This is a genomic window from Pseudomonas sp. F01002, assembly GCF_004402115.1.
Lineage (GTDB): Bacteria > Pseudomonadota > Gammaproteobacteria > Pseudomonadales > Pseudomonadaceae > Aquipseudomonas > Aquipseudomonas frigoris.
Genome location: NZ_SOPU01000002.1, coordinates 18,394 through 36,238, shown reverse-complemented (window position 1 = coordinate 36,238; position 17,845 = coordinate 18,394). Strand labels below are relative to the sequence as shown.

The 17,845-nt window shown below is 58.6% G+C and carries 23 protein-coding genes and 3 pseudogenes; 17 read left to right on the top strand and 9 right to left on the bottom strand.

From position 1 onward, the window contains the following. Positions 1–17 precede the first annotated feature (17 nt). Entirely contained in the window at positions 18–902 is an 885-nt protein-coding gene (locus E3W21_RS00240) for a LysR family transcriptional regulator (RefSeq protein WP_134417125.1), read from the bottom strand. Between the two features lie 127 nt (positions 903–1,029). Here E3W21_RS00240 and E3W21_RS00235 point away from each other — a divergent pair, with 127 nt between their 5' ends. From E3W21_RS00235 to E3W21_RS32215, 10 genes and pseudogenes are all read left to right on the top strand, one after another. Then, complete coding sequence (locus E3W21_RS00235) at positions 1,030–2,178, top strand: muconate cycloisomerase family protein (RefSeq protein ID WP_129443482.1); 1,149 nt, start codon at positions 1,030–1,032, stop codon at positions 2,176–2,178. 10 nt (positions 2,179–2,188) lie between these two features. Beyond that, positions 2,189–2,479 (top strand): muconolactone Delta-isomerase, encoded by a 291-nt coding sequence (catC, locus tag E3W21_RS00230; RefSeq protein WP_046053497.1) that lies wholly within the window; start codon positions 2,189–2,191, stop codon positions 2,477–2,479. A 55-nt stretch (positions 2,480–2,534) separates the two neighbouring features. Beyond that, positions 2,535–3,464, top strand: a complete 930-nt coding sequence (catA, locus tag E3W21_RS00225) for a catechol 1,2-dioxygenase (protein ID WP_134417124.1) — start codon at positions 2,535–2,537, stop codon at positions 3,462–3,464. A gap of 223 nt (positions 3,465–3,687) precedes the next feature. Further along, entirely contained in the window at positions 3,688–4,647 is a 960-nt protein-coding gene (locus tag E3W21_RS00215) for an AraC family transcriptional regulator (protein WP_134417123.1), read from the top strand. A gap of 210 nt (positions 4,648–4,857) precedes the next feature. Then, positions 4,858–6,223 (top strand): annotated as a pseudogene (gene benA, locus E3W21_RS00205) (benzoate 1,2-dioxygenase large subunit). Further along, positions 6,220–6,708, top strand: coding sequence for a benzoate 1,2-dioxygenase small subunit (gene benB / locus E3W21_RS00200; protein WP_134417122.1), 489 nt, complete (start codon positions 6,220–6,222; stop codon positions 6,706–6,708). Before benA ends, benB begins: the two are co-directional and overlap by 4 nt. 10 nt (positions 6,709–6,718) lie before the next feature. Next, on the top strand, positions 6,719–7,732 hold the full coding sequence (gene benC, locus E3W21_RS00195; RefSeq protein ID WP_033057713.1) for a benzoate 1,2-dioxygenase electron transfer component BenC: 1,014 nt from the start codon (positions 6,719–6,721) through the stop codon (positions 7,730–7,732). A gap of 138 nt (positions 7,733–7,870) precedes the next feature. After that, entirely contained in the window at positions 7,871–8,644 is a 774-nt protein-coding gene (locus E3W21_RS00190; protein WP_134417121.1) for a 1,6-dihydroxycyclohexa-2,4-diene-1-carboxylate dehydrogenase, read from the top strand. Positions 8,645–8,685: 41 nt separating this feature from the next. Then, entirely contained in the window at positions 8,686–8,868 is a 183-nt protein-coding gene (locus E3W21_RS32220) for a hypothetical protein (RefSeq protein ID WP_371927027.1), read from the top strand. Continuing rightward, a pseudogene (locus tag E3W21_RS32215) lies at positions 8,780–9,025 on the top strand (alpha/beta hydrolase); the annotation flags it as partial. The gene E3W21_RS32220 and the pseudogene E3W21_RS32215, both read left to right, overlap by 89 nt. A 6-nt stretch (positions 9,026–9,031) precedes the next feature. Here the strand turns inward: E3W21_RS32215 and E3W21_RS00180 are convergent. After that, the gene (locus tag E3W21_RS00180; RefSeq protein ID WP_129443496.1) at positions 9,032–9,394 is read right to left on the bottom strand and encodes an NUDIX hydrolase; all 363 of its coding nucleotides are present in this window, start codon (positions 9,392–9,394) and stop codon (positions 9,032–9,034) included. 211 nt (positions 9,395–9,605) lie between these two features. On the opposite strand from E3W21_RS00180, the gene E3W21_RS00175 reads away from it, so the two are divergent. Then, positions 9,606–9,809, top strand: coding sequence for a DUF2188 domain-containing protein (locus tag E3W21_RS00175; protein ID WP_134417120.1), 204 nt, complete (start codon positions 9,606–9,608; stop codon positions 9,807–9,809). A 56-nt stretch (positions 9,810–9,865) separates the two neighbouring features. Here E3W21_RS00175 and osmE read toward each other — a convergent pair whose 3' ends face one another. Beyond that, on the bottom strand, positions 9,866–10,216 hold the full coding sequence (gene osmE, locus E3W21_RS00170; RefSeq protein ID WP_134417119.1) for an osmotically-inducible lipoprotein OsmE: 351 nt from the start codon (positions 10,214–10,216) through the stop codon (positions 9,866–9,868). Between the two features lie 13 nt (positions 10,217–10,229). Next, a complete protein-coding gene (locus E3W21_RS00165; RefSeq protein WP_134417118.1) occupies positions 10,230–10,469 on the bottom strand; it encodes a hypothetical protein in 240 nt (79 codons plus the stop codon). A 170-nt stretch (positions 10,470–10,639) separates the two neighbouring features. Here E3W21_RS00165 and E3W21_RS00160 point away from each other — a divergent pair, with 170 nt between their 5' ends. Further along, a complete protein-coding gene (locus tag E3W21_RS00160) occupies positions 10,640–10,858 on the top strand; it encodes a hypothetical protein (protein ID WP_129443501.1) in 219 nt (72 codons plus the stop codon). Positions 10,859–10,928: 70 nt separating this feature from the next. After that, positions 10,929–11,264, top strand: coding sequence for a hypothetical protein (locus tag E3W21_RS00155; RefSeq protein ID WP_129443503.1), 336 nt, complete (start codon positions 10,929–10,931; stop codon positions 11,262–11,264). 3 nt (positions 11,265–11,267) lie between these two features. Here E3W21_RS00155 and E3W21_RS00150 read toward each other — a convergent pair whose 3' ends face one another. Further along, entirely contained in the window at positions 11,268–11,837 is a 570-nt protein-coding gene (locus E3W21_RS00150; protein ID WP_134417117.1) for an Rrf2 family transcriptional regulator, read from the bottom strand. A 282-nt stretch (positions 11,838–12,119) separates the two neighbouring features. Here E3W21_RS00150 and E3W21_RS00145 point away from each other — a divergent pair, with 282 nt between their 5' ends. Continuing rightward, entirely contained in the window at positions 12,120–13,322 is a 1,203-nt protein-coding gene (locus tag E3W21_RS00145) for an NAD(P)/FAD-dependent oxidoreductase (RefSeq protein WP_129443507.1), read from the top strand. Here the strand turns inward: E3W21_RS00145 and E3W21_RS32210 are convergent. Next, complete coding sequence (locus E3W21_RS32210) at positions 13,319–13,471, bottom strand: hypothetical protein (protein WP_371927026.1); 153 nt, start codon at positions 13,469–13,471, stop codon at positions 13,319–13,321. The two genes, E3W21_RS00145 and E3W21_RS32210, sit on opposite strands and share 4 nt — an antisense overlap. A 9-nt stretch (positions 13,472–13,480) precedes the next feature. Between E3W21_RS32210 and E3W21_RS00135 the strand changes: the two genes are divergently transcribed. Genes E3W21_RS00135 through E3W21_RS00125 form a run of 3 tightly spaced genes read left to right on the top strand, consistent with a single transcriptional unit; the run spans position 13,481 to position 16,721 of the window. Then, positions 13,481–14,770 carry an FAD-binding oxidoreductase gene (locus tag E3W21_RS00135; protein WP_134417115.1) on the top strand — a complete coding sequence of 430 codons (1,290 nt, stop codon included), beginning with the start codon at positions 13,481–13,483 and terminating at the stop codon, positions 14,768–14,770. Positions 14,771–14,795: 25 nt separating this feature from the next. Continuing rightward, a complete protein-coding gene (locus E3W21_RS00130; protein ID WP_129443513.1) occupies positions 14,796–15,350 on the top strand; it encodes a helix-turn-helix domain-containing protein in 555 nt (184 codons plus the stop codon). A 24-nt stretch (positions 15,351–15,374) separates the two neighbouring features. Further along, the gene (locus E3W21_RS00125) at positions 15,375–16,721 is read left to right on the top strand and encodes a glutamine synthetase family protein (RefSeq protein WP_134417114.1); all 1,347 of its coding nucleotides are present in this window, start codon (positions 15,375–15,377) and stop codon (positions 16,719–16,721) included. 217 nt (positions 16,722–16,938) lie between these two features. Here E3W21_RS00125 and E3W21_RS00120 read toward each other — a convergent pair whose 3' ends face one another. The 3 genes and pseudogenes from E3W21_RS00120 to E3W21_RS31505 all read right to left on the bottom strand — a co-directional run. Then, positions 16,939–17,202 (bottom strand): hypothetical protein, encoded by a 264-nt coding sequence (locus E3W21_RS00120; RefSeq protein ID WP_134417113.1) that lies wholly within the window; start codon positions 17,200–17,202, stop codon positions 16,939–16,941. A gap of 147 nt (positions 17,203–17,349) precedes the next feature. Beyond that, positions 17,350–17,563 (bottom strand): annotated as a pseudogene (locus E3W21_RS00115) (cytosine permease); the annotation flags it as partial. Positions 17,564–17,565: 2 nt separating this feature from the next. Continuing rightward, the coding region (locus E3W21_RS31505; RefSeq protein ID WP_256661464.1) for an isochorismatase family cysteine hydrolase at positions 17,566–17,845 on the bottom strand (280 nt) is incomplete at its 5' end.

Here is a 17,845-nt window from a genome sequence, read left to right as displayed (position 1 = left end):
TCGCGTTACAACTGCAATTACTTCCGCGGCTGCAGTTCATCAATCATCTGCAAGCAATGATTCAACCCCGGCGATACGTCGCCCACGCGCCTGCTGAGAATAATCGGCGAGGTCGCGTTGTCTTCCAGCAGCGGCGTGAAACCAATGTCGTCGCGGTGCAACAATTGCACCGAGGCCGGCACCAGGGTGACGCCGATTCCCGCTCCCACCAGACCGATGGCTGTTTGCAGCTCATTGGTCCATTGCGCCACATGGATGCTCACGCCATAGGATTCGAATAACGCGATGACGTGATCGGCGTAGCTGGGCCGCGGGTTGCCGGGGTACAGCACGAACGGTTCTTTCGCCAGTTCGCTTAGACTGATCGGCCCGGCCAGTAATGGGTGACCGGCGGGCAGGGCGGCGACCAGTCGGTCTTCAGTCAAAACAGTCTGGATGATCGCCGGGTCGTCGATGCGGATGCGGCCGAAACCGATATCGATACGCCCGGCCTTGAGCGCCTGAACTTGCTGCAGCGTGGTCATTTCCGAGAGCCCCAGTTCAAGCTCCAGGGGCTCGCCGCTGCGCAAACGGCGAATCAGTTCCGGCAGCACGCCGTACAGCGTCGACGGGGCAAAACCGATGCCCAGCCAGGTCTTTTCGCCCAGACCGATCCGTCGCGTGTTGTCGCACACCTTGCCCAGTTGCTCGAGCAGGGCGGTGGAGTGTTCATGGAAAAATCGGCCGGCGTCGGTCAGCTTCAGCGGCCGCCCGCGTTCCAGCAACAACACCCCGAGTTCATCCTCCAATTGCTGCATCTGCCGACTCAGGGGTGGTTGGGCAATGTGCAGAAGCTCGGCGGCGCGGGTGAAGTTGAGGGTTTGAGCCAACACCTGAAAATACCGCAGGTGACGCAGTTCCATGGAGCCTCCAGATGCAAGTCGGTTTCATACCTTAAAGGTATCAAGTCAGACCAATTCTATATTGGCTTCCCGAAAAAAGCCGTACCAGAATCGGTTCCAGAACTTTAAGAACCTGACGGGTATCGACATGCTTGCAACAGCCATTGAATCGATCGAGACGATCATCGTCGATCTGCCGACCATCCGCCCGCACAAGCTGGCGATGCACACCATGCAGAACCAGACCCTGGTGATCATTCGCGTGCGCTGCGCCGACGGCATTGAAGGCATTGGCGAATCCACCACCATCGGTGGCCTGGCCTACGGCAACGAAAGCCCTGACAGCATCAAGACCAACATCGACCGACACTTCGCACCGCTGCTGCTGGGCCAGGACAGCGCCAATGTGAATGCCGCGATGTTGCGCCTGGAGCGCAGCATCCGTGGCAACACCTTTGCTAAATCAGGTATCGAAACCGCCTTGCTCGACGCTCAGGGCAAGCGCCTTGGGCTGCCGGTCAGTGAGTTGTTGGGTGGCCGCGTTCGCGATGCCCTGCCAGTGGCGTGGACCCTGGCCAGTGGTGACACCGACAAGGACATCGCCGAAGCGGAAAAAATGCTCGACCTGCGCCGCCACCGGATTTTCAAACTGAAAATCGGCGCGGGTGAGGTCAACCGCGACCTGGCCCACGTCATTGCGATCAAAAAAGCCCTGGGCGACCGCGCCAGCGTGCGGGTCGATGTCAATCAGGCCTGGGATGAAGCGGTCGCACTGCGCGCCTGCCGGATCCTGGGAACCAACGGCATCGACCTGATCGAACAGCCGATCTCGCGCAACAACCGCGCCGGCATGGCGCGCCTGAACGCCGTGAGCCCGGCGCCGATCATGGCCGACGAATCCATCGAGTGCGTGGAAGATGCGTTCAATCTGGCCCGTGAAGGCGCGGCCTCGGTGTTTGCCTTGAAGATCGCCAAGAACGGCGGCCCGCGTGCCGTGCTGCGAACCGCTGCGATTGCCGAAGCGGCCGGTATCGGCCTGTATGGCGGCACCATGCTCGAAGGTGGCATCGGCACCCTGGCCTCGGCCCATGCCTTTGTCACGCTGAACAAACTGGCGTGGGATACCGAGCTGTTCGGCCCGCTGCTGCTGACTGAAGACATTCTCAGCGAGCCGCTTGTCTATCGCGATTTCGAGTTGCACGTGCCGAAAACACCGGGCCTGGGCCTGAGCCTCGATGAAGAACGTCTGGCGTTCTTCCGTCGTGACAAAACGTCTACTGCCATTCATCACGCCTGAGGAGAGCATTATGCTGTTCCACGTAAAAATGACCGTGAACCTGCCGGTCGACATGAATCCGCAAGCAGCCGCCAAATTGAAGGCTGACGAAAAAGCCCTGGCCCAGCGCCTGCAAGAGCAAGGCAAGTGGCGTCACCTGTGGCGCATCGCCGGTCACTATGCCAATTACAGCGTTTTTGACGTCGACAGCGTGCAGGAACTGCACGACCTGCTCATGCAATTGCCGCTGTTTCCGTACATGGCGATCGAGGTCGACGCGATGTGCCGGCATCCTTCTTCCATCCGCGAGGATGACCGCTGAACCCAGCCTGTTCAGTTCGCTACGCTAATAATTACAAGATGAGGAACCCACCAAAATGAACGTCAAGATTTCCCACACTGCCAGTGTCCAGAAGTTTCTCGAAGAGGCCAGCGGCCTGCTCAACGACGCTGGCGACCCGCGGGTCAAGGCGCTGGTCTACCGCATCCTGCGTGATTCGGTGAACATCATCGAAGACCTGGCCGTGACCCCGGAAGAGTTCTGGAAAGTCGTCAACTACCTCAACGTGCTGGGTGCGCGTCAAGAGGCCGGGTTGGTGGTGGCCGGGCTCGGTCTGGAGCATTACCTCGACCTGCTGATGGACGCCGAAGACGAGCAGGCCGGCAAGGCTGGCGGCACACCGCGGACCATCGAAGGGCCGCTGTACGTGGCGGGTGCGCCGCTGTCGGAAGGCGAAGCGCGACTGGATGACGGCGTCGATCCGGGTGTGGTGCTGTTCATGCAGGGCCAGGTCAAAAACACCGCCGGCGAACCGTTGGCCGGCGCGGTGGTGGATGTCTGGCACGCCAACACCGGCGGCACTTATTCCTACTTCGATACCACTCAATCGGAGTTCAACCTGCGTCGTCGTATCGTCACCGATGCCGAAGGTCGTTATCGCTTGCGCAGCATCGTGCCGTCGGGCTATGGCTGCCCGCCGGACGGTCCGACCCAGCAACTGCTCGATCAACTGGGCCGTCATGGTCAACGGCCGGCGCACATTCACTTCTTCATTTCCGCGCCGGATCATCGTCACCTGACCACCCAGATCAACCTCGATGGCGATCAATACCTGCACGACGATTTCGCCTATGCCACCCGTGACGAGCTGATTGCCAAAATCACCTTCAGCGACGATCCACAGCGTGCAGCGGCGCACGGTGTCAGCGGTCGATTTGCCGAAATCGATTTCGATTTCACCTTGCAGACCTCCGCGCAACCCGACGAGCAGCAACGCCACGAACGGGTCCGCGCACTCGAGGACTGATCGCGGGATGTGAGCGAACCCGACCTTGTGGGAGCGGGCTTGCTCGCGAAGGGGCCATCAGCTTCAGCATCAACGCTGACTGACACGCCGCCTTCGCGAGCAAGCCCGCTCCCACACCGGTTTCGGTTAACCGACTGGCAGCACGTCGGCCTACTGACACACCGTTGCGCGCACTGTTCTAGAATGGCCCGACGCAACCTATAACAACAATGAGAGTGACCCGATGATGCAAGCGCAACTGTTGAGTCAGCGCAGCACCGTATTCGACCACGCCGACCCTTACGCGGTGTCTGGCTACGTCAATCAGCATGTCGGTAACCATTGCATTCTGATGCCCCGGGCCGGGCGACCGCTGGCCAGCCTCAATCATCGCAAGTTTGCCAGCCTCGACCTGTGCCGCATCAGCTATGGCGGCAGCGTACGGGTTACTTCCGGTGCGCTGGAAAGCATCTATCACCTGCAAGTTCTGCTGCGCGGCAACTGCCTGTGGCGCGGCCACGGCCAGGAACACTACTTCGCGCCCGGCGAGTTGCTGCTGATCAATCCCGACGATCCGGTGGACCTGACGTATTCCGACGATTGCGAAAAATTCATTCTGAAAGTCCCCACCTCGTTGCTGGAATCCGTGTGCGATGAACAGCGCTGGCGCTATCCGGGGCAGGGCGTGCGGTTTCTGGAGAACCGTTATCAGCTCGATGAACTGGAAGGCTTTGTCGGTCTGCTGGCGATGATTTGCCAGGAAGCTGAGGCCTCCGAGCAGATTCCCAGGGTGCAGGAGCACTACGCACAGATCATCGTCAGCAAGATGCTCAGCCTGATGAAGACCAATGTCAGCCGGATCAGTCTCGGCTCACAGACGGCCACGTTCGAGGTGATTGCCGACTACATCGCGGGCCACCTCAAACAGGACATCGACAGCGAAGAACTGGCGCGCCAGGCGCGGATGAGTCTGCGCTCGTTGTACGGATTGTTTGAACGCAACGCCGGCACCACGCCGAAAAACTACATCCGGCAAAAACGCCTTGAGCGCATCAACGCCTGCCTGAGCGACCCGACCTGCAACGTGCGCAACGTCACGGAAGTGGCCATGGATTACGGCTTCCTGCACCTGGGCCGGTTCTCCGACAGCTACCGCAAACAGTTTGGCGAACTGCCGTCGGACACCCTCAAACGCCGCCACTGAAACACCGGACCCCGTAGGAGCTGCCGCAGGCTGCGATCTTTTGATTTTGCTTTTTAAAGGCAAGATCAAAAGATCGCAGCCTGCGGCAGCTCCTACGGGGTTCTTGCATTTTGCAGTAAACGGATACAGGTCTGCACCCAGCGGATAGTCCGCCACTTCCGCCCGTCCTAGCATGGCCCTGCCTGAATAAAAACAATGGAGGCGGCGGCCATGTCCCTGCGACCCGAATACCTTCACTCCCTGCTCGAAGATGACAAAGAACAGGGCATCTATCGCTGCAAGCGCGAGATGTTCACCGACCCGCGGCTGTTCGATCTCGAGATGCAGCACATCTTCGAAGGCAACTGGCTGTACCTGGCCCACGAAAGCCAGATCCCCAACAAAAACGACTTCTACACCACCACCATGGGGCGCCAGTCGATCTTCATCGCGCGCAACAAGGACGGTGAGCTCAATGCGTTCCTTCAACGCCTGCAGCCATCGTGGCGCGACGCTGTGCCGGCACAAGTCCGGCAACAAAAGTTCGTACACCTGCCCATTCCACGGCTGGACCTTCAACAACTCCGGCAAGCTGCTCAAGGTCAAGGCCCCGGCCGAAGCGGGCTACCCGGCGAGCTTCAACTGCGAAGGCTCCCACGACCTGACCAAGGTTGCGCGTTTCGAGTCCTATCGCGGCTTCCTGTTTGGCAGCCTCAAGGCTGATGTCGTGCCGTTGGTTGAACACCTGGGCGAGTCGGCAAAGATCATCGACATGATCGTCGACCAGTCCTCCGATGGCCTGGAAGTGTTGCGCGGTTCCTCCAGCTACATCTACGAAGGCAACTGGAAACTCACCGCCGAAAACGGCGCCGACGGCTATCACGTCAGCTCCGTGCACTGGAACTACGCGGCCACCCAGAACCAGCGCAAGCAGCGCGAGGCCGGCGATTGCAACCCGACCATGAGTGCCGGCAGTTGGGCCAAGCAGGGCGGTGGTTTCTACTCCTTCGACAAGGGCCACATGTTGCTCTGGACCCGTTGGGCCAACCCTGAAGATCGCCCGTTGTACGAGCGTCGCGACGAACTGGCCCAGGACTTCGGCAAGGCCCGCGCCGACTGGATGATCGAGAACTCGCGCAACCTGTGCCTGTACCCGAACGTGTACCTGATGGACCAGTTCAGCTCGCAGATCCGTATCGCCCGGCCGATCTCGGTCGACCGCACGGAAATCACCATTTACTGCATCGCCCCCAAAGGCGAGAGCGACCACGCCCGTTCGAGCCGGATTCGTCAGTACGAAGACTTTTTCAACGTCAGCGGCATGGCCACCCCGGATGATCTGGAAGAGTTTCGTTCCTGCCAGACCAGTTATCAGGGCAGCGTGACCGCCTGGAACGACATGTCCCGTGGCGCCGAACACTGGATCGAAGGCGCCGATGAGGCGGCCACGGAAATCGACCTGCATCCGCTGCTCAGCGGCGTGCGCACCGAAGACGAAGGCCTGTTCGTGCTGCAACACAAGTATTGGCAGCAGACCATGCTCAAGGCCCTGGCCGCCGAGCAGTCCGAACTGATTCCTGTGGAGGCCGTGCAATGACCATCACCTATGACACCGTGCGCGACTTTCTCTACCGCGAAGCGCGCTACCTCGATGATCGGCAATGGGACGAATGGCTGGAGTTGTACGCCCCGGACGCGACGTTCTGGATGCCGTCCTGGGACGACAACGACGAGTTGACCGAAGACCCGCAGCGGGAAATCTCGCTGATCTGGTACGGCAACCGCACCGGCCTGGAAGACCGCGTCTTCCGCATCAAGACCGAGCGTTCCAGCGCCACCATGCCGGACACCCGCACCTCGCACAACATCAGCAACATCCAGCTGCTCGAACAGGCCGACGGCTTCTGCAAAGTGCGCTTCAACTGGCACACCCTGAGCTTTCGCTACAAGACCGTCGACAGCTATTTCGGCAGCAGTTTCTACACCCTCGATGTGCGCGGTGAAAACCCGCTGATCAAGGCCAAGAAAGTGATCCTGAAGAACGACTACGTTCGCCAGGTCATCGATGTCTACCACCTGTGAGGCCGCGGTCATGACTCATTCCATCGCATTCAATTTCGAAGACGGCGTCACCCGATTCATCGACGCCAATGTCGGCGAAACCGTGGCTGATGCCGCGTATCGCCAAGGCATCAATATTCCACTGGATTGCCGCGACGGCGCCTGCGGTACCTGCAAATGCTTCGCCGAGGCCGGCCGTTATGATTTGGGCGAGGAGTACATCGAAGACGCGCTCAGCGCGGAAGAAGCGGAGCAAGGTTTTGTCCTGACCTGCCAGATGCGCGCCCAGAGCGATTGCGTGGTGCGCGTGCCGACCTCATCCGAGGTGTGCCGCACACGTCAGGCCAGTTATGACGCCACCATCAGTGCCGTGCGCCAGTTGTCCGACAGCACCATCGCGCTGTCGATCAAAGGCGAAGCCCTGAGCAAACTGGCGTTCCTGCCGGGGCAATACGTGAACCTCGGGATTCCCGGCAGCGAGCAGACCCGCGCCTATTCGTTCAGCTCGTTGCAGCGCGACGGCGAGGTCAGTTTCCTGATCCGCAACGTGCCCGGCGGCTTGATGAGCAGCTTCCTCACCGGCATGGCCAAGGCCGGCGACAGCATGAGCCTGGCCGGGCCGTTGGGCAGCTTCTATCTGCGCGACATTCGCCGTCCGTTGTTGCTGCTGGCCGGTGGTACGGGGCTGGCACCGTTCACGGCGATGCTGGAAAAAATCGCCGAGCAGGGCAGTGAGCATCCGCTGCATTTGATCTACGGCGTGACCAACGATTTCGATCTGGTGGAGATGGATCGACTCGAAGCCTTCGCCGCACGAATCCCGAACTTCAGCTTCAGTGCCTGCGTGGCCAACCCGGACAGTCAGCACCCGCTCAAGGGCTACGTGACCCAACACATCGAACCGCAGCATTTGAACGAAGGCGACGTCGATGTTTACCTGTGCGGCCCGCCGCCGATGGTCGAGGCCGTCAGCCAGTTCATTCGTGAAAAAGGCATCGCGCCGACAAACTTTTACTACGAGAAATTTGCCGCCAGCGCGGCGTAAGAATTCTCTGCGGCATTGTCCCTGAGGAGCTGTCGAGTGAAACGAGGCTGCGATTTTTATAAGGGCGACATCAAAAGATCGCAGCCTCGTTTCACTCGACAGCTCCTACGGAGGGGTTGGCGCAAACACGAGGTATGTATGAACAGATTCCACGAAAAAGTCGCGCTGATCACCGGCGCCGCCAAAGGCATCGGTCGGCGCGTTGCCGAGCGCATGGCGGCGGAAGGGGCGCGGTTGATTCTGGTCGATCGCTCCGAGCTGGTGTTCGAGGTTCAGCAGCAATTGGGGCAGGGCAGCCAGGTGCTGGCGCTGACCGCAGATCTTGAGCAATACAGCGAATGCAGCCGCGTGATGCAAACCGCCGTCGAGCGTTTCGGGCGTCTGGATGTGCTGGTCAATAATGTAGGCGGGACGATCTGGACCAAGCCTTTTGAGCATTACGAAGCGTCGCAGATCGAGGCCGAAGTGCGCCGTTCGCTGTTCCCGACGCTGTGGTGCTGTCATGCCGCGCTGCCGTTCATGCTTGAGCAGGGGAGTGGCGCTATCGTCAACGTTTCGTCCATCGCCACGCGCAGTGTCAATCGCGTGCCGTACGGTGCGGCGAAGGGTGGGGTCAACGCGCTGACCGCTTGCCTGGCCTTCGAAACCGCCGGTCGCGGGATTCGGGTCAATGCCACCGCACCCGGTGGCACCGAAGCGCCGCCGCGGGTGATTCCGCGCAACAGCGCCGATCAGAGCGAGCAGGAGAAGGTCTGGTATCAGCAGATTGTCGACCAGACGCTCGACAGCAGTTTGATGAAGCGCTATGGCACGCTGGATGAACAGACAAGCGCTATTCTGTTTCTGGCCAGCGACGAAGCGTCCTATATCACCGGCATGATCATGCCGGTCGGTGGCGGCGACCTGGGCTGACGCGACTGGCCAACAACCCATCCTCAATCGGAGTCATCGTGATGAGCGACAAACCCACGATCGTGCTGGTCCATGGTTTTTGGGGCGGTGCTGCCCACTGGAACAAAGTCATCGCGGGTGATGGGCATCACCTAGAAAGCGCCACTGGCCAGCACCTTCGGCGACACCATTACCACTGTGGCGTGGAAGAAGAAGCCGTCGTGGTATCAGGTTTCCACAGATGACAGGATGATCGCACCACAAAATCAGCAGTGGATGGCGGAGCGGCTGAACGCCAGGGAGATCCTGACCCTGAACGCCAGCCATGCGTCCCTGGCGTCGATGCCGGTCGAGATTGCAGCGTTCATCGATAAGGCCGCGACGGCGTTGGCCGCAGGATAGAGAGCCTTACAGGCGACGCTGAAACGCTTTGATGATTCTGAGCGTGGCGTCGCTTGTGTTCAGGTTCTGTACCGCGTCCAGCGGATACCAGATGCAATCGAAAATTTCGTTTTGCGGGCGGGCCTCGCCCGGGTTCGTCACAAAGGCCTCGTACACATGGTGTCGGGTGCTGGCCGTTTGCATCTCCATCAGGTACAGCATCCCGTCGACCCCAAGCCCTGTCTCTTCCTGAAGCTCTCGCGTGGCGGCGTCGGCAATGGCTTCACCGCGCTCAACCTTTCCGCCGGGTAGCATCCAGCGACTCCTTGGCTTGCGCACCAGGAGAATGTGCCGGTCCTGCTCGCAAATGACGGTCGCGCGTACTTTCATGTGTTACCTGATTGCCGTCTGTCATAAATCAGTCATAAAAATGCAATATTAGAGCCGGGGTGTCTGTCTCAAGGGTTGGAGTGATGGACGAAGTTGAAAGTGCATCCGGATGTCGGAATCCTGGCGCGACGTCTGGTCGGCACTTCATGGAAGGTCGGGTGTAAGGTATTCAAGTGAATCCAGGATCATCACTGCCGAAATGGAGGTGACTATGAGCGTTCCAATGCTGACCAAAATGCACATGAACGGTTATGACGTACTCAGCGTGAACAACGGCCCATGGCGAGTGTGCACCAAAGGTGACCGGCTTGGAGCCTTTGGCAGTAGAGAGGAAGCACTGGCCTTTGCGGCCGCTCTTCCCGGCTACAAGGCCAAAGCAACTCGGCCTGCACGCAGCCAGAAATCAGATAAATAGCGCACTTGCAGCCCGGTTCGCCGGGGCTTTTCTTTGCTGGGCGCTAGGATCCCGGGCTAATAACCGCCGCCGGTGCTGCGGGAAGGCTCTCGGGCTTTTTGTTGCGCGTGGCTCCATTCCGCGCAAGTCAAGAAGCTTGTATGGTCGACCTTGCCCCTGCCATCGAAACTGACGTTGTACGTCTGCTGATGGCCGGCGTGCGTCAGCTTGTAGTCAAAGCAAGTGCCAGGCTCGCCGGTGCGATCCGTTATCGATAAAGGCTGGCCGCCAATCTGCTGGACTTGATCCTTGCTCATGCCGGTCTCGACCTTTGCAACCAACGGCTGATCCCGATAGACACGCGATTCGGTGCTGCAGCCACCCGACGCTGCCAGTACAACGACCAGCGCGCATAGAGGCTTGTGCATGGCAGCGCTCCTGCTAATGAGCTTTCGTTCGAGTGATCACCTTGGCTTTCACTTCCTCGGCATAACCCTTCAGTCGTTCTTCATCTCCCTGAAATAACTCGCACAGTTTTAGGGTTGCTTGCGCATCCACATCATTGCCGGCCAGGCGTAGCTGCTCTGCGATGCGCAAAAGCTCTACCGCTGACCATCTCAAATCCGACGCAACGCTTTGCAGGTTACGCCGAAGTTCGTTTTCAGATTCGTTAAGCCACATGATGACCTCCTGCCAATCCCCGCTACGAAATTTTAGTCCCATTTCACAGGTCAGGGCGTTTTGTTCGTCTGGGCCGTGGGTGCAGCCTTTTGTCGGGAAAATGAACGCGAACCCGCAGTTCTGATGTCGTAGTGAGGTAGTGAATTTTTGCTAGGGCGAGGCAACTTCAAATGACGGCTACCGATGATTTTAGATTTCATGCCCATGAGCTGATGGTTGATCTGGACGCGGCCACCACGGAAATGATGAAACTGATTTCTGCGCATCAGCTGAGCGGCCCGGAATGGGAACGGGTTACTCAATGGCAGCATGAAGCGTATGAAAGATGGATGACTTATCTGAACGAGAGGTCGTATCCGGATCCCGGGGATCACAACGCCCCGTGCTGAGTTCTGTGTAACGGATGGATGTCCGGGCAGCGACGCGCTACATTTCCTTTTTTCGGGATAAGGACGCGTCATGCGCAATTTGATTGGGGGAGTAGGGTTGGCGTTGCTGGCGGGCTGTTCGTTGCCCGCGTCCCTGGTGCCAGGTGAGCCCAATCTCAGCAAGTACAGCAACAAGACGCCAAAAGACTATGCCGCGTGCGTTCTTCCGGCGTGGCAGCGGGAGATACCCAGCACGACCCAATCGGCGATTTCCAATGGCTACAGGGTCACGGCGCCGAGCATCATCACGGCCGACGAGATCGTGGATATCGTGAAATCGAAGGATGGCAGCCACGTATCGCTTTATCAGGGGCCGCCCTGGGCGAAATCCGGGGCGTTGCGTCAGGCAGTGCGTGATTGTCTGTAAGGTCTAGTCGGTGATATCGGTCACCTGGATGATCGGGTCGTCGCTTGCCTGAGCGCTCGCACCGATTTTCTTTTCCCGACGATCGTTCATCCAGTTGTCCACCTCAGCATTGAATTGCGCCGGCGCTTTTCGTCCAACCTTCCTGGCGAGATCAAGAATGGTCTGCTGGGCGAGGGCGTCTTCCATGCGTTTCTGCGCGGTCATCATGGCTGCATGCACCGAGCACTGACCCGCCAGCGCCCACGCCGGCGCGGAACCTTCGAACAAGGCGCAACGCCCCCGAATCTCTCGGCAATCGAAGATGAGCTTCTCGCCGTCGATGGCATTGACGATATCCAGAAGGCTGATTTCGTCAGAAGGCCGGGCCAGCTTGAACCCGCCGCGCACGCCTTCTGTGGCGACCACCAGTTTTGTCTTGGCCAGTTTGGTGAAAATTTTTGCCAGATAGTCCTGTGGTACGCCTTGCAGCTCAGCAAGGTCACGCACGCTCGCTTCACGGGTGTCGCCGCCATTGCCCACCAAAAAAATCAGGCAATGAATGCCGTACTCAACGCCTGCGCTGTAAAGAGACATATCAATCTCCGACTAAAGGTGTCGTAAATGTTAACAGCGGAAAGCGAGCCGAGCAACGCATCCTGTCGCGTATTCACTGCTCGTTGTGCGGCATAGTTGGCTGTTCATATGTCTTTCTGGACAAATCAAACTTTTCGATACTAACCATCAGTAATTTCGTTTTGTGCCAAGTAACTAGGATCAATATAGTCGCCGTTGTCCGGTCGGCAGCGGTAAGCAGCCGCTACCGAAGAGCGCGACCTTTAACGAACTCATCACTTGGCCTTCTCCCCGGAGTTATAAATGAAACAGCACATCTTGGTTATCGGCGCAGGTTTCGGTGGCATGTGGACGGCTTTGAGCGCCACGCGTCTGTTCGACATTCATGGTCACAACGACGTTGAAGTGACCGTTCTGGCCCCTCAGGCCGAGCTGCGAGTCCGTCCGCGCTTCTACGAACCGAATGCTCACCAACTGGCCGCACCGATCGGCGAACTGTTCGATGCGGTCGGCGTCAACTTCATCAAGGGCTCTGCCGAAACCATCGACGTTGAGCAAAAACGTGTCGGCTACCTCGATGCATCCGGCAACCAGCAAGTGTGCAGCTACGACAAACTCGTTCTGGCGACCGGCAGCCGCCTGGCATTGCCGAACACGCCAGGTGTGGCAGAACACGCCTTCGACGTGGACCAGATCGAACAGGCCGTACGCCTGGAAAATCACCTCAAGTCCCTGGTGAACCTGCCAGAAAGCCAAGCTCGCAACACCGTAGTGGTGGCCGGCGGTGGCTTCACCGGGATTGAAACCGCGACTGAAATGCCTGCGCGGCTGCGTGCCATCCTGGGTGATCGCGCCGACATCGAAGTGATCATCGTTGATCGTGGCGAGAAAGTTGGCGGGTCCATGGGCGCCGAGATCGCCAAGTCGATCGCTGAAGCCAGTATTGAAACGGGTGTGAAATGGCGCTTGAAATCGTCGGTCGTCGCCGTCGATGAAAACGGTGTGACGCTGGCCGATGGTCAGCGCATCGATGCCAAAACCGTCGTCTGGACCACCGGTGTACGCGCCAGCTCGCTGACCGAGCAGATTCCGGCCGAACGCGATCACCTGGGCCGTCTGCACGTCGACGCGCACTTGAAAGTCATTGGCCAGGAAGACATCTTCGCCACCGGCGACGTGGCTTACGCCGCCACCGATGACATCGGCAACTTCGCACTGATGACCTGCCAGCACGCTATCGTATTGGGTCGCCATGCCGGCAATAACGTTGCTGCGCAGATTCTGGGTGTGGATCCGACTCCGTATAGCCAGCCTAAATACGTGACCTGTCTGGATTTGGGAGCTTGGGGTGCGGTTTACACTGAAGGTTGGGATCGCCAGGTCAAGCTGGTCAAACAGGAAGGCAAGTCGCTCAAGACGCAAATCAACACCCAGTGGATCTACCCTCCGGTGGCCAATCGCAAAACTGCATGGGCAGCGGCGGATCCGTTGATTCCGATTGCCTAAAAGTCGTTAGTGTTATCTCGATAACGCTGCCAGCTTAGAAAAAATCCCGCCCGGGTTCTCTTGGGCGGGATTTTTTTTGCGCCTTGAACGGTTGCGGTCGTGAAATTTAACGTGTACTTTTTCATGAAAATATAAGTATAAAAATTCACGAGGCCTGCATGTTTCAGCAATCTACCCAGCACGTCGCCAGCTATTACGCCCACACCTGTGCCGATCGTCTGTTCGATCGAGCCGCGTTGGAGGGCGAGCAGGACACTGACGTGTTGATCATCGGGGCCGGCTTCAGTGGATTGCATACGGCGTTGCGTCTGGCACTCGCCGGCAAGCGCGTGACGTTGCTGGAAGCCAGTCGGGTGGCCTGGGCCGCCTCGGGGCGCAATGGCGGTCAGGCCATTCTCGGTTGGTCGTGTGACATGCCGCCGCTGGAGTCGGCGCTGGGTTATGAGCGCGCGCGCCGGTTATGGGACAGCATGCGTTGGGCGGCACGGGAGTTGCGAGACTTGCCCGCGCGCCATGGTTTTGATTGTGACTATCGGCCCGGCCACCTCTGGACGTCGGTGATGCCGCGTCGGGTGAGTCTGCTGACAGAATGGCAACACGAGGCCAGCCACAAGTGGGGCCACGATGGTTTGCAGTTCATCGCGCGCGAGGCGTTGCCTGATTGGGTCGCCAGTGAGCGTTACCAGGCAGGTCTGTTCGATCCTGAAGGCGGGCATTTGAATCCGCTGAAATTGGCGCTCGGCCTGGCCGCTGCGATTGAACAGGCCGGTGGACGTATTCATGAACAGAGCAAGGCGTTGAGTTATCACGAAGAAGGCGATCGTTACGTGGTCACCACTGAGCGCGGTCGCATTCGCGCCGACGTGCTAGTGCTGGCGTGCAACGCCTACCTTGATCGGCTTGATCCGGAGCTTTCGAGTTGCGTGTTACCGGTTGGCACCTATCAGGTGGCCACCGCGCCACTTTCAGAGGAGCAGGCAACAGCGTTGCTACCCAGCAATGTATGCGTCACCGACAACCAGTTTGTTCTCGATTATTTCCGCCGTACGCCGGACAACCGTCTTCTGTTCGGCGGTGGTTGCACCTATTTGGGCGGCATGCCGAAGGACATCGCCGCTGCGACTCGGCCCTATCTGGAACGCGTGTTTCCTCAGCTCAAGGGCGTCGAACTGGACTTTGCCTGGGGAGGACACATCGATCTGACCCTCAAGCGCACGCCTGACATCGGTCGATGTGGCGATCTCTACTGGCTACAGGGTTACTCCGGGCATGGCGTGCTGCCGACTTTGGCCGGGGCGCGTGCCGTGTCCGACGCGATACTTGGCCAGCCGGATGAGCTGGCGTTGTATCAGGGTTTGATCAACGGCAGTTTTCCCGGTGGAAAGTATTTGGCAGCACCGCTGGAAGCCATCGGCAAGGCCTGGTATCGGCTGCGCGACAGTATTTGAAGCATCAATTTCGGGAAGCTTTTAGATGGACATGCAAGAAGAAATCTCGGCGCTGGCGATCCTGATCCAGGACCTGCGCAAACACAAAAAGTACACGCTGAAAGACCTGGCGGACAAAATCGGTCGTTCGGTCGGCTTTCTCTCGCAAGTCGAGCGGGGGTTGTCACGTCCCACGGTGGCGGACTTGACCGCCATCAGCGAAACACTCGGCGTGCCGACTACCTATTTCTACAGCTTACCCAAGCCCATGGCATTGCCTTGGGTGACCCGCCCGGATGAGCGACGCACGCTGTATTACGCCGACGGGATTACCGACATCCTCGTCTCTCCGAAGATGAGGGCGTCCTTTTCAATGCTTGAAAGCCAACTGGAGCCCGGCGCCAGCAGTGGTGATCGGCACATGAACGACAGCTCGGAGCAGGGTGGCTATGTCCTCGAGGGTGAGCTGACGCTGTGGCTGGATGACGATAAACCGGTGACATTGCGCACCGGCGACAGTTTTCAGCTGGCCAGTCATACGCATTGTCGCTACGGCAACCTCTCGGATCAGCTCGCCCGGGTGCTTTGGGTTTACACCTGATAAAAACAACAAGGAACACTAACGATGGATGCTGTCTGCTCTGATCTGGTTGCTGAGGTTCGCGCGTTTCGTCAGCGCTTCCCGCAGGTGCGTTACGTTGACCTGATTTCCCTGGATATCCCCGGGCATTTTTACGGTAAGCGCTACCCGATAGAAATGCTCGAGAAGGTCGCCGCAGGCACCGCGCTCAAGCTGCCGCAAAACTGTGTGTTGCTGGGCACGCAGGGGGGGCTGTTCAAAATCGGCGACTACTGTTTCAACGACGGCGACCCGGATGCTCTCCGCCGCCTGGTGCCCGGTACGCTCAAGCCCGTGAGCTGGGAAAAACAACTGCTGGGGCAAATGCTGATTACCTCAAGCGGTACTGAAAAGCCTATCGTCTTCGAGCCGCGCGAAGTGTTGGCGCAGGTGCTCGAGCGCCTCGGCCGAAAAGGGATTTTCCCTGTGGTCGCGTTCGAATTGGAGTTCTATCTGTTCGATCGCCAATTACGTGACGGCTTGCCACAGTTCCCTCGCGATCAGCTGACGGACGATGCCGATGATCAGCCGAACATGCACATCGAACGGCTGTCGAGATTTTCACCGGTACTCGATGACATGGTCGAGACGGCACGGGCGCAAGGCATCGATGCCACGGTGATCACTGCGGAGCTGGGCCCGGGCCAGTTCGAGATCAATTTCGGTCACCTTGACGACGGCCTGCGTGCGGCCGACTGGGCGGCCCTGTTCTGCCGCAGCACACGGGGGGTGGCCCTCAAGCACAACCACCGCGCCAGCTTCATGGCAAAACCCTACTTGCAGCACCCCGGTAGCGGCATGCATGTGCATGTGAGCCTTTACGACGAGGCGGGAACCAACCTGTTGGCGGCTAACGATCAGCAGGCGCTGCGCCATGCGGTGGCCGGTTGCCTTGAAGTGTTGCCGCATTGCATGCCGATCTTTGCACCGAATCACAACGCAATGCGTCGCTTGAGCGGCACGGTGAATGTCGCGACGCGCGCCAGTTGGGGCTTTGAAGATCGTGACGCCTGTCTGCGGGTGCCTGAGTCGGACGCTAAAAATCTGCGCATTGAACATCGCCTGGCGGGCGCGGATGCCAATCCTTATCTTGTGTTGGCGGCGATTCTGGTCGGGCTGGAGCAAGGGCTGGAAGTGGGTCGTGAACCGATTGCATCTCTCAACGAAGATCGTGGCAGCGGAATCGACTTCCCGTTGGAGATGTTGGAGGCCGTGCGTTCGATGCAAAACAACGCGCAGATGCGCGAGGGTTTGGGGGCGGAGTTTGTAGATGTCTACTGCGAAAACAAGCGCCAGGACCATTTGGCATTCCTGCAGGACATCAGTGCGCGGGAGTATCGCTGGTACCTCTAAATCAGTCCTTGTCGACGCTCGACCATAAAAAATGTGTGGATATTTAATGAGTTAGACGTTTTAGTAACTGGATGGTGAATCAAAATATCTTGTTACAGGCAGAAATATTAAGTAATATTCGCCCCGCGTTCACCACCACGGTTTATGCATTTTGAGTCCCAGGCGTCCATCAGCTGCCTGGGATTTTTTTTGCCTGAAATTCGGCATTTGCTCAATTTCAGTGGGCCGCTGAGGATCTCGGAACAGGCATGAGCTCAAACCTGGAAACCGCTTTGATCCAGAAACGCCGATAAGCTGTTTTGTCCGGGGCCAACGGTTTGTGGCTGGACCATACATGCTCGGCTTTCAAGCTGGCGCGATACGCCTCCCACTCCTTCTCCTCGGCGACTTCCTTAGCCCTGCGTTCATCATCGAAATAGCCCAGTACATACACTTCGCCCTGATCGATGCCGTGCTCGATCAGTAGATAGATATCTTTCATCAGCTTTAACCCGCTGCTACACATTCCAGGATCCCCAGACGATGGGGCATTGTCCTGACTATCGGCAAGCATTTTCGATAGTTGAGTTTTATCGATGAATGGCAAGGCACAGCACCGGCCTTGACCGGCGCTGTGTCTTTGAGTGATCTACGGCAGCGCTTGACCCACCATCGGCGCACGCTTGGCGAATCTCATCAGCCAGTAGTAACTCAGGGCGGGCACCAGCAGCCCGACGATCCAGGCCAGGTCTACGCCATCCAGGGCATTGGCCACCGGACCGAACCAACGTGGTGTTCATGAAGGGGATTTCCAGGGCGATCGCCAGCACGAAACTGCCGCAAGCGATCCAGTTGATACGCCCGTTCATGTTGGCACCGAACCAGATGAAAAACAGCGAGCCGGGTTGGCCATGGCGTTCGGTCTCAGGGATGAAATCGATGTGGTGGTGCAGGCGTCGCTGACCAGCCGAATGTGATAACCCAGGGCGAAGGCATCGAACACCGTGCTGAGCACACAGACATCGGTCAACACGCCGCAGACGATCAGGGTATCGACCCCGAGCACCTTGAGTCGGGCGTCCAGGTCGGTTCGGTGGAAGGCGCTATAACGGCCCTTGTCGATAATGAGTTCATCAGGCTGCGGC

Excerpts from the sequence above, each read along its gene's own strand:
- E3W21_RS00240 (WP_134417125.1), bottom strand. The coding sequence starts at position 902 with ATGGAACTGCGTCACCTGCGGTATTTTCAGGTGTTGGCTCAAACCCTC.
- E3W21_RS00235 (WP_129443482.1), top strand. The coding sequence starts at position 1,030 with ATGCTTGCAACAGCCATTGAATCGATCGAGACGATCATCGTCGATCTG.
- catC (WP_046053497.1), top strand. The coding sequence starts at position 2,189 with ATGCTGTTCCACGTAAAAATGACCGTGAACCTGCCGGTCGACATGAAT.
- catA (WP_134417124.1), top strand. The coding sequence starts at position 2,535 with ATGAACGTCAAGATTTCCCACACTGCCAGTGTCCAGAAGTTTCTCGAA.
- E3W21_RS00215 (WP_134417123.1), top strand. The coding sequence starts at position 3,688 with ATGATGCAAGCGCAACTGTTGAGTCAGCGCAGCACCGTATTCGACCAC.
- benB (WP_134417122.1), top strand. The coding sequence starts at position 6,220 with ATGACCATCACCTATGACACCGTGCGCGACTTTCTCTACCGCGAAGCG.
- benC (WP_033057713.1), top strand. The coding sequence starts at position 6,719 with ATGACTCATTCCATCGCATTCAATTTCGAAGACGGCGTCACCCGATTC.
- E3W21_RS00190 (WP_134417121.1), top strand. The coding sequence starts at position 7,871 with ATGAACAGATTCCACGAAAAAGTCGCGCTGATCACCGGCGCCGCCAAA.
- E3W21_RS32220 (WP_371927027.1), top strand. The coding sequence starts at position 8,686 with ATGAGCGACAAACCCACGATCGTGCTGGTCCATGGTTTTTGGGGCGGT.
- E3W21_RS00180 (WP_129443496.1), bottom strand. The coding sequence starts at position 9,394 with ATGAAAGTACGCGCGACCGTCATTTGCGAGCAGGACCGGCACATTCTC.
- E3W21_RS00175 (WP_134417120.1), top strand. The coding sequence starts at position 9,606 with ATGAGCGTTCCAATGCTGACCAAAATGCACATGAACGGTTATGACGTA.
- osmE (WP_134417119.1), bottom strand. The coding sequence starts at position 10,216 with ATGCACAAGCCTCTATGCGCGCTGGTCGTTGTACTGGCAGCGTCGGGT.
- E3W21_RS00165 (WP_134417118.1), bottom strand. The coding sequence starts at position 10,469 with ATGTGGCTTAACGAATCTGAAAACGAACTTCGGCGTAACCTGCAAAGC.
- E3W21_RS00160 (WP_129443501.1), top strand. The coding sequence starts at position 10,640 with ATGACGGCTACCGATGATTTTAGATTTCATGCCCATGAGCTGATGGTT.
- E3W21_RS00155 (WP_129443503.1), top strand. The coding sequence starts at position 10,929 with ATGCGCAATTTGATTGGGGGAGTAGGGTTGGCGTTGCTGGCGGGCTGT.
- E3W21_RS00150 (WP_134417117.1), bottom strand. The coding sequence starts at position 11,837 with ATGTCTCTTTACAGCGCAGGCGTTGAGTACGGCATTCATTGCCTGATT.
- E3W21_RS00145 (WP_129443507.1), top strand. The coding sequence starts at position 12,120 with ATGAAACAGCACATCTTGGTTATCGGCGCAGGTTTCGGTGGCATGTGG.
- E3W21_RS00135 (WP_134417115.1), top strand. The coding sequence starts at position 13,481 with ATGTTTCAGCAATCTACCCAGCACGTCGCCAGCTATTACGCCCACACC.
- E3W21_RS00130 (WP_129443513.1), top strand. The coding sequence starts at position 14,796 with ATGGACATGCAAGAAGAAATCTCGGCGCTGGCGATCCTGATCCAGGAC.
- E3W21_RS00125 (WP_134417114.1), top strand. The coding sequence starts at position 15,375 with ATGGATGCTGTCTGCTCTGATCTGGTTGCTGAGGTTCGCGCGTTTCGT.
- E3W21_RS00120 (WP_134417113.1), bottom strand. The coding sequence starts at position 17,202 with ATGAAAGATATCTATCTACTGATCGAGCACGGCATCGATCAGGGCGAA.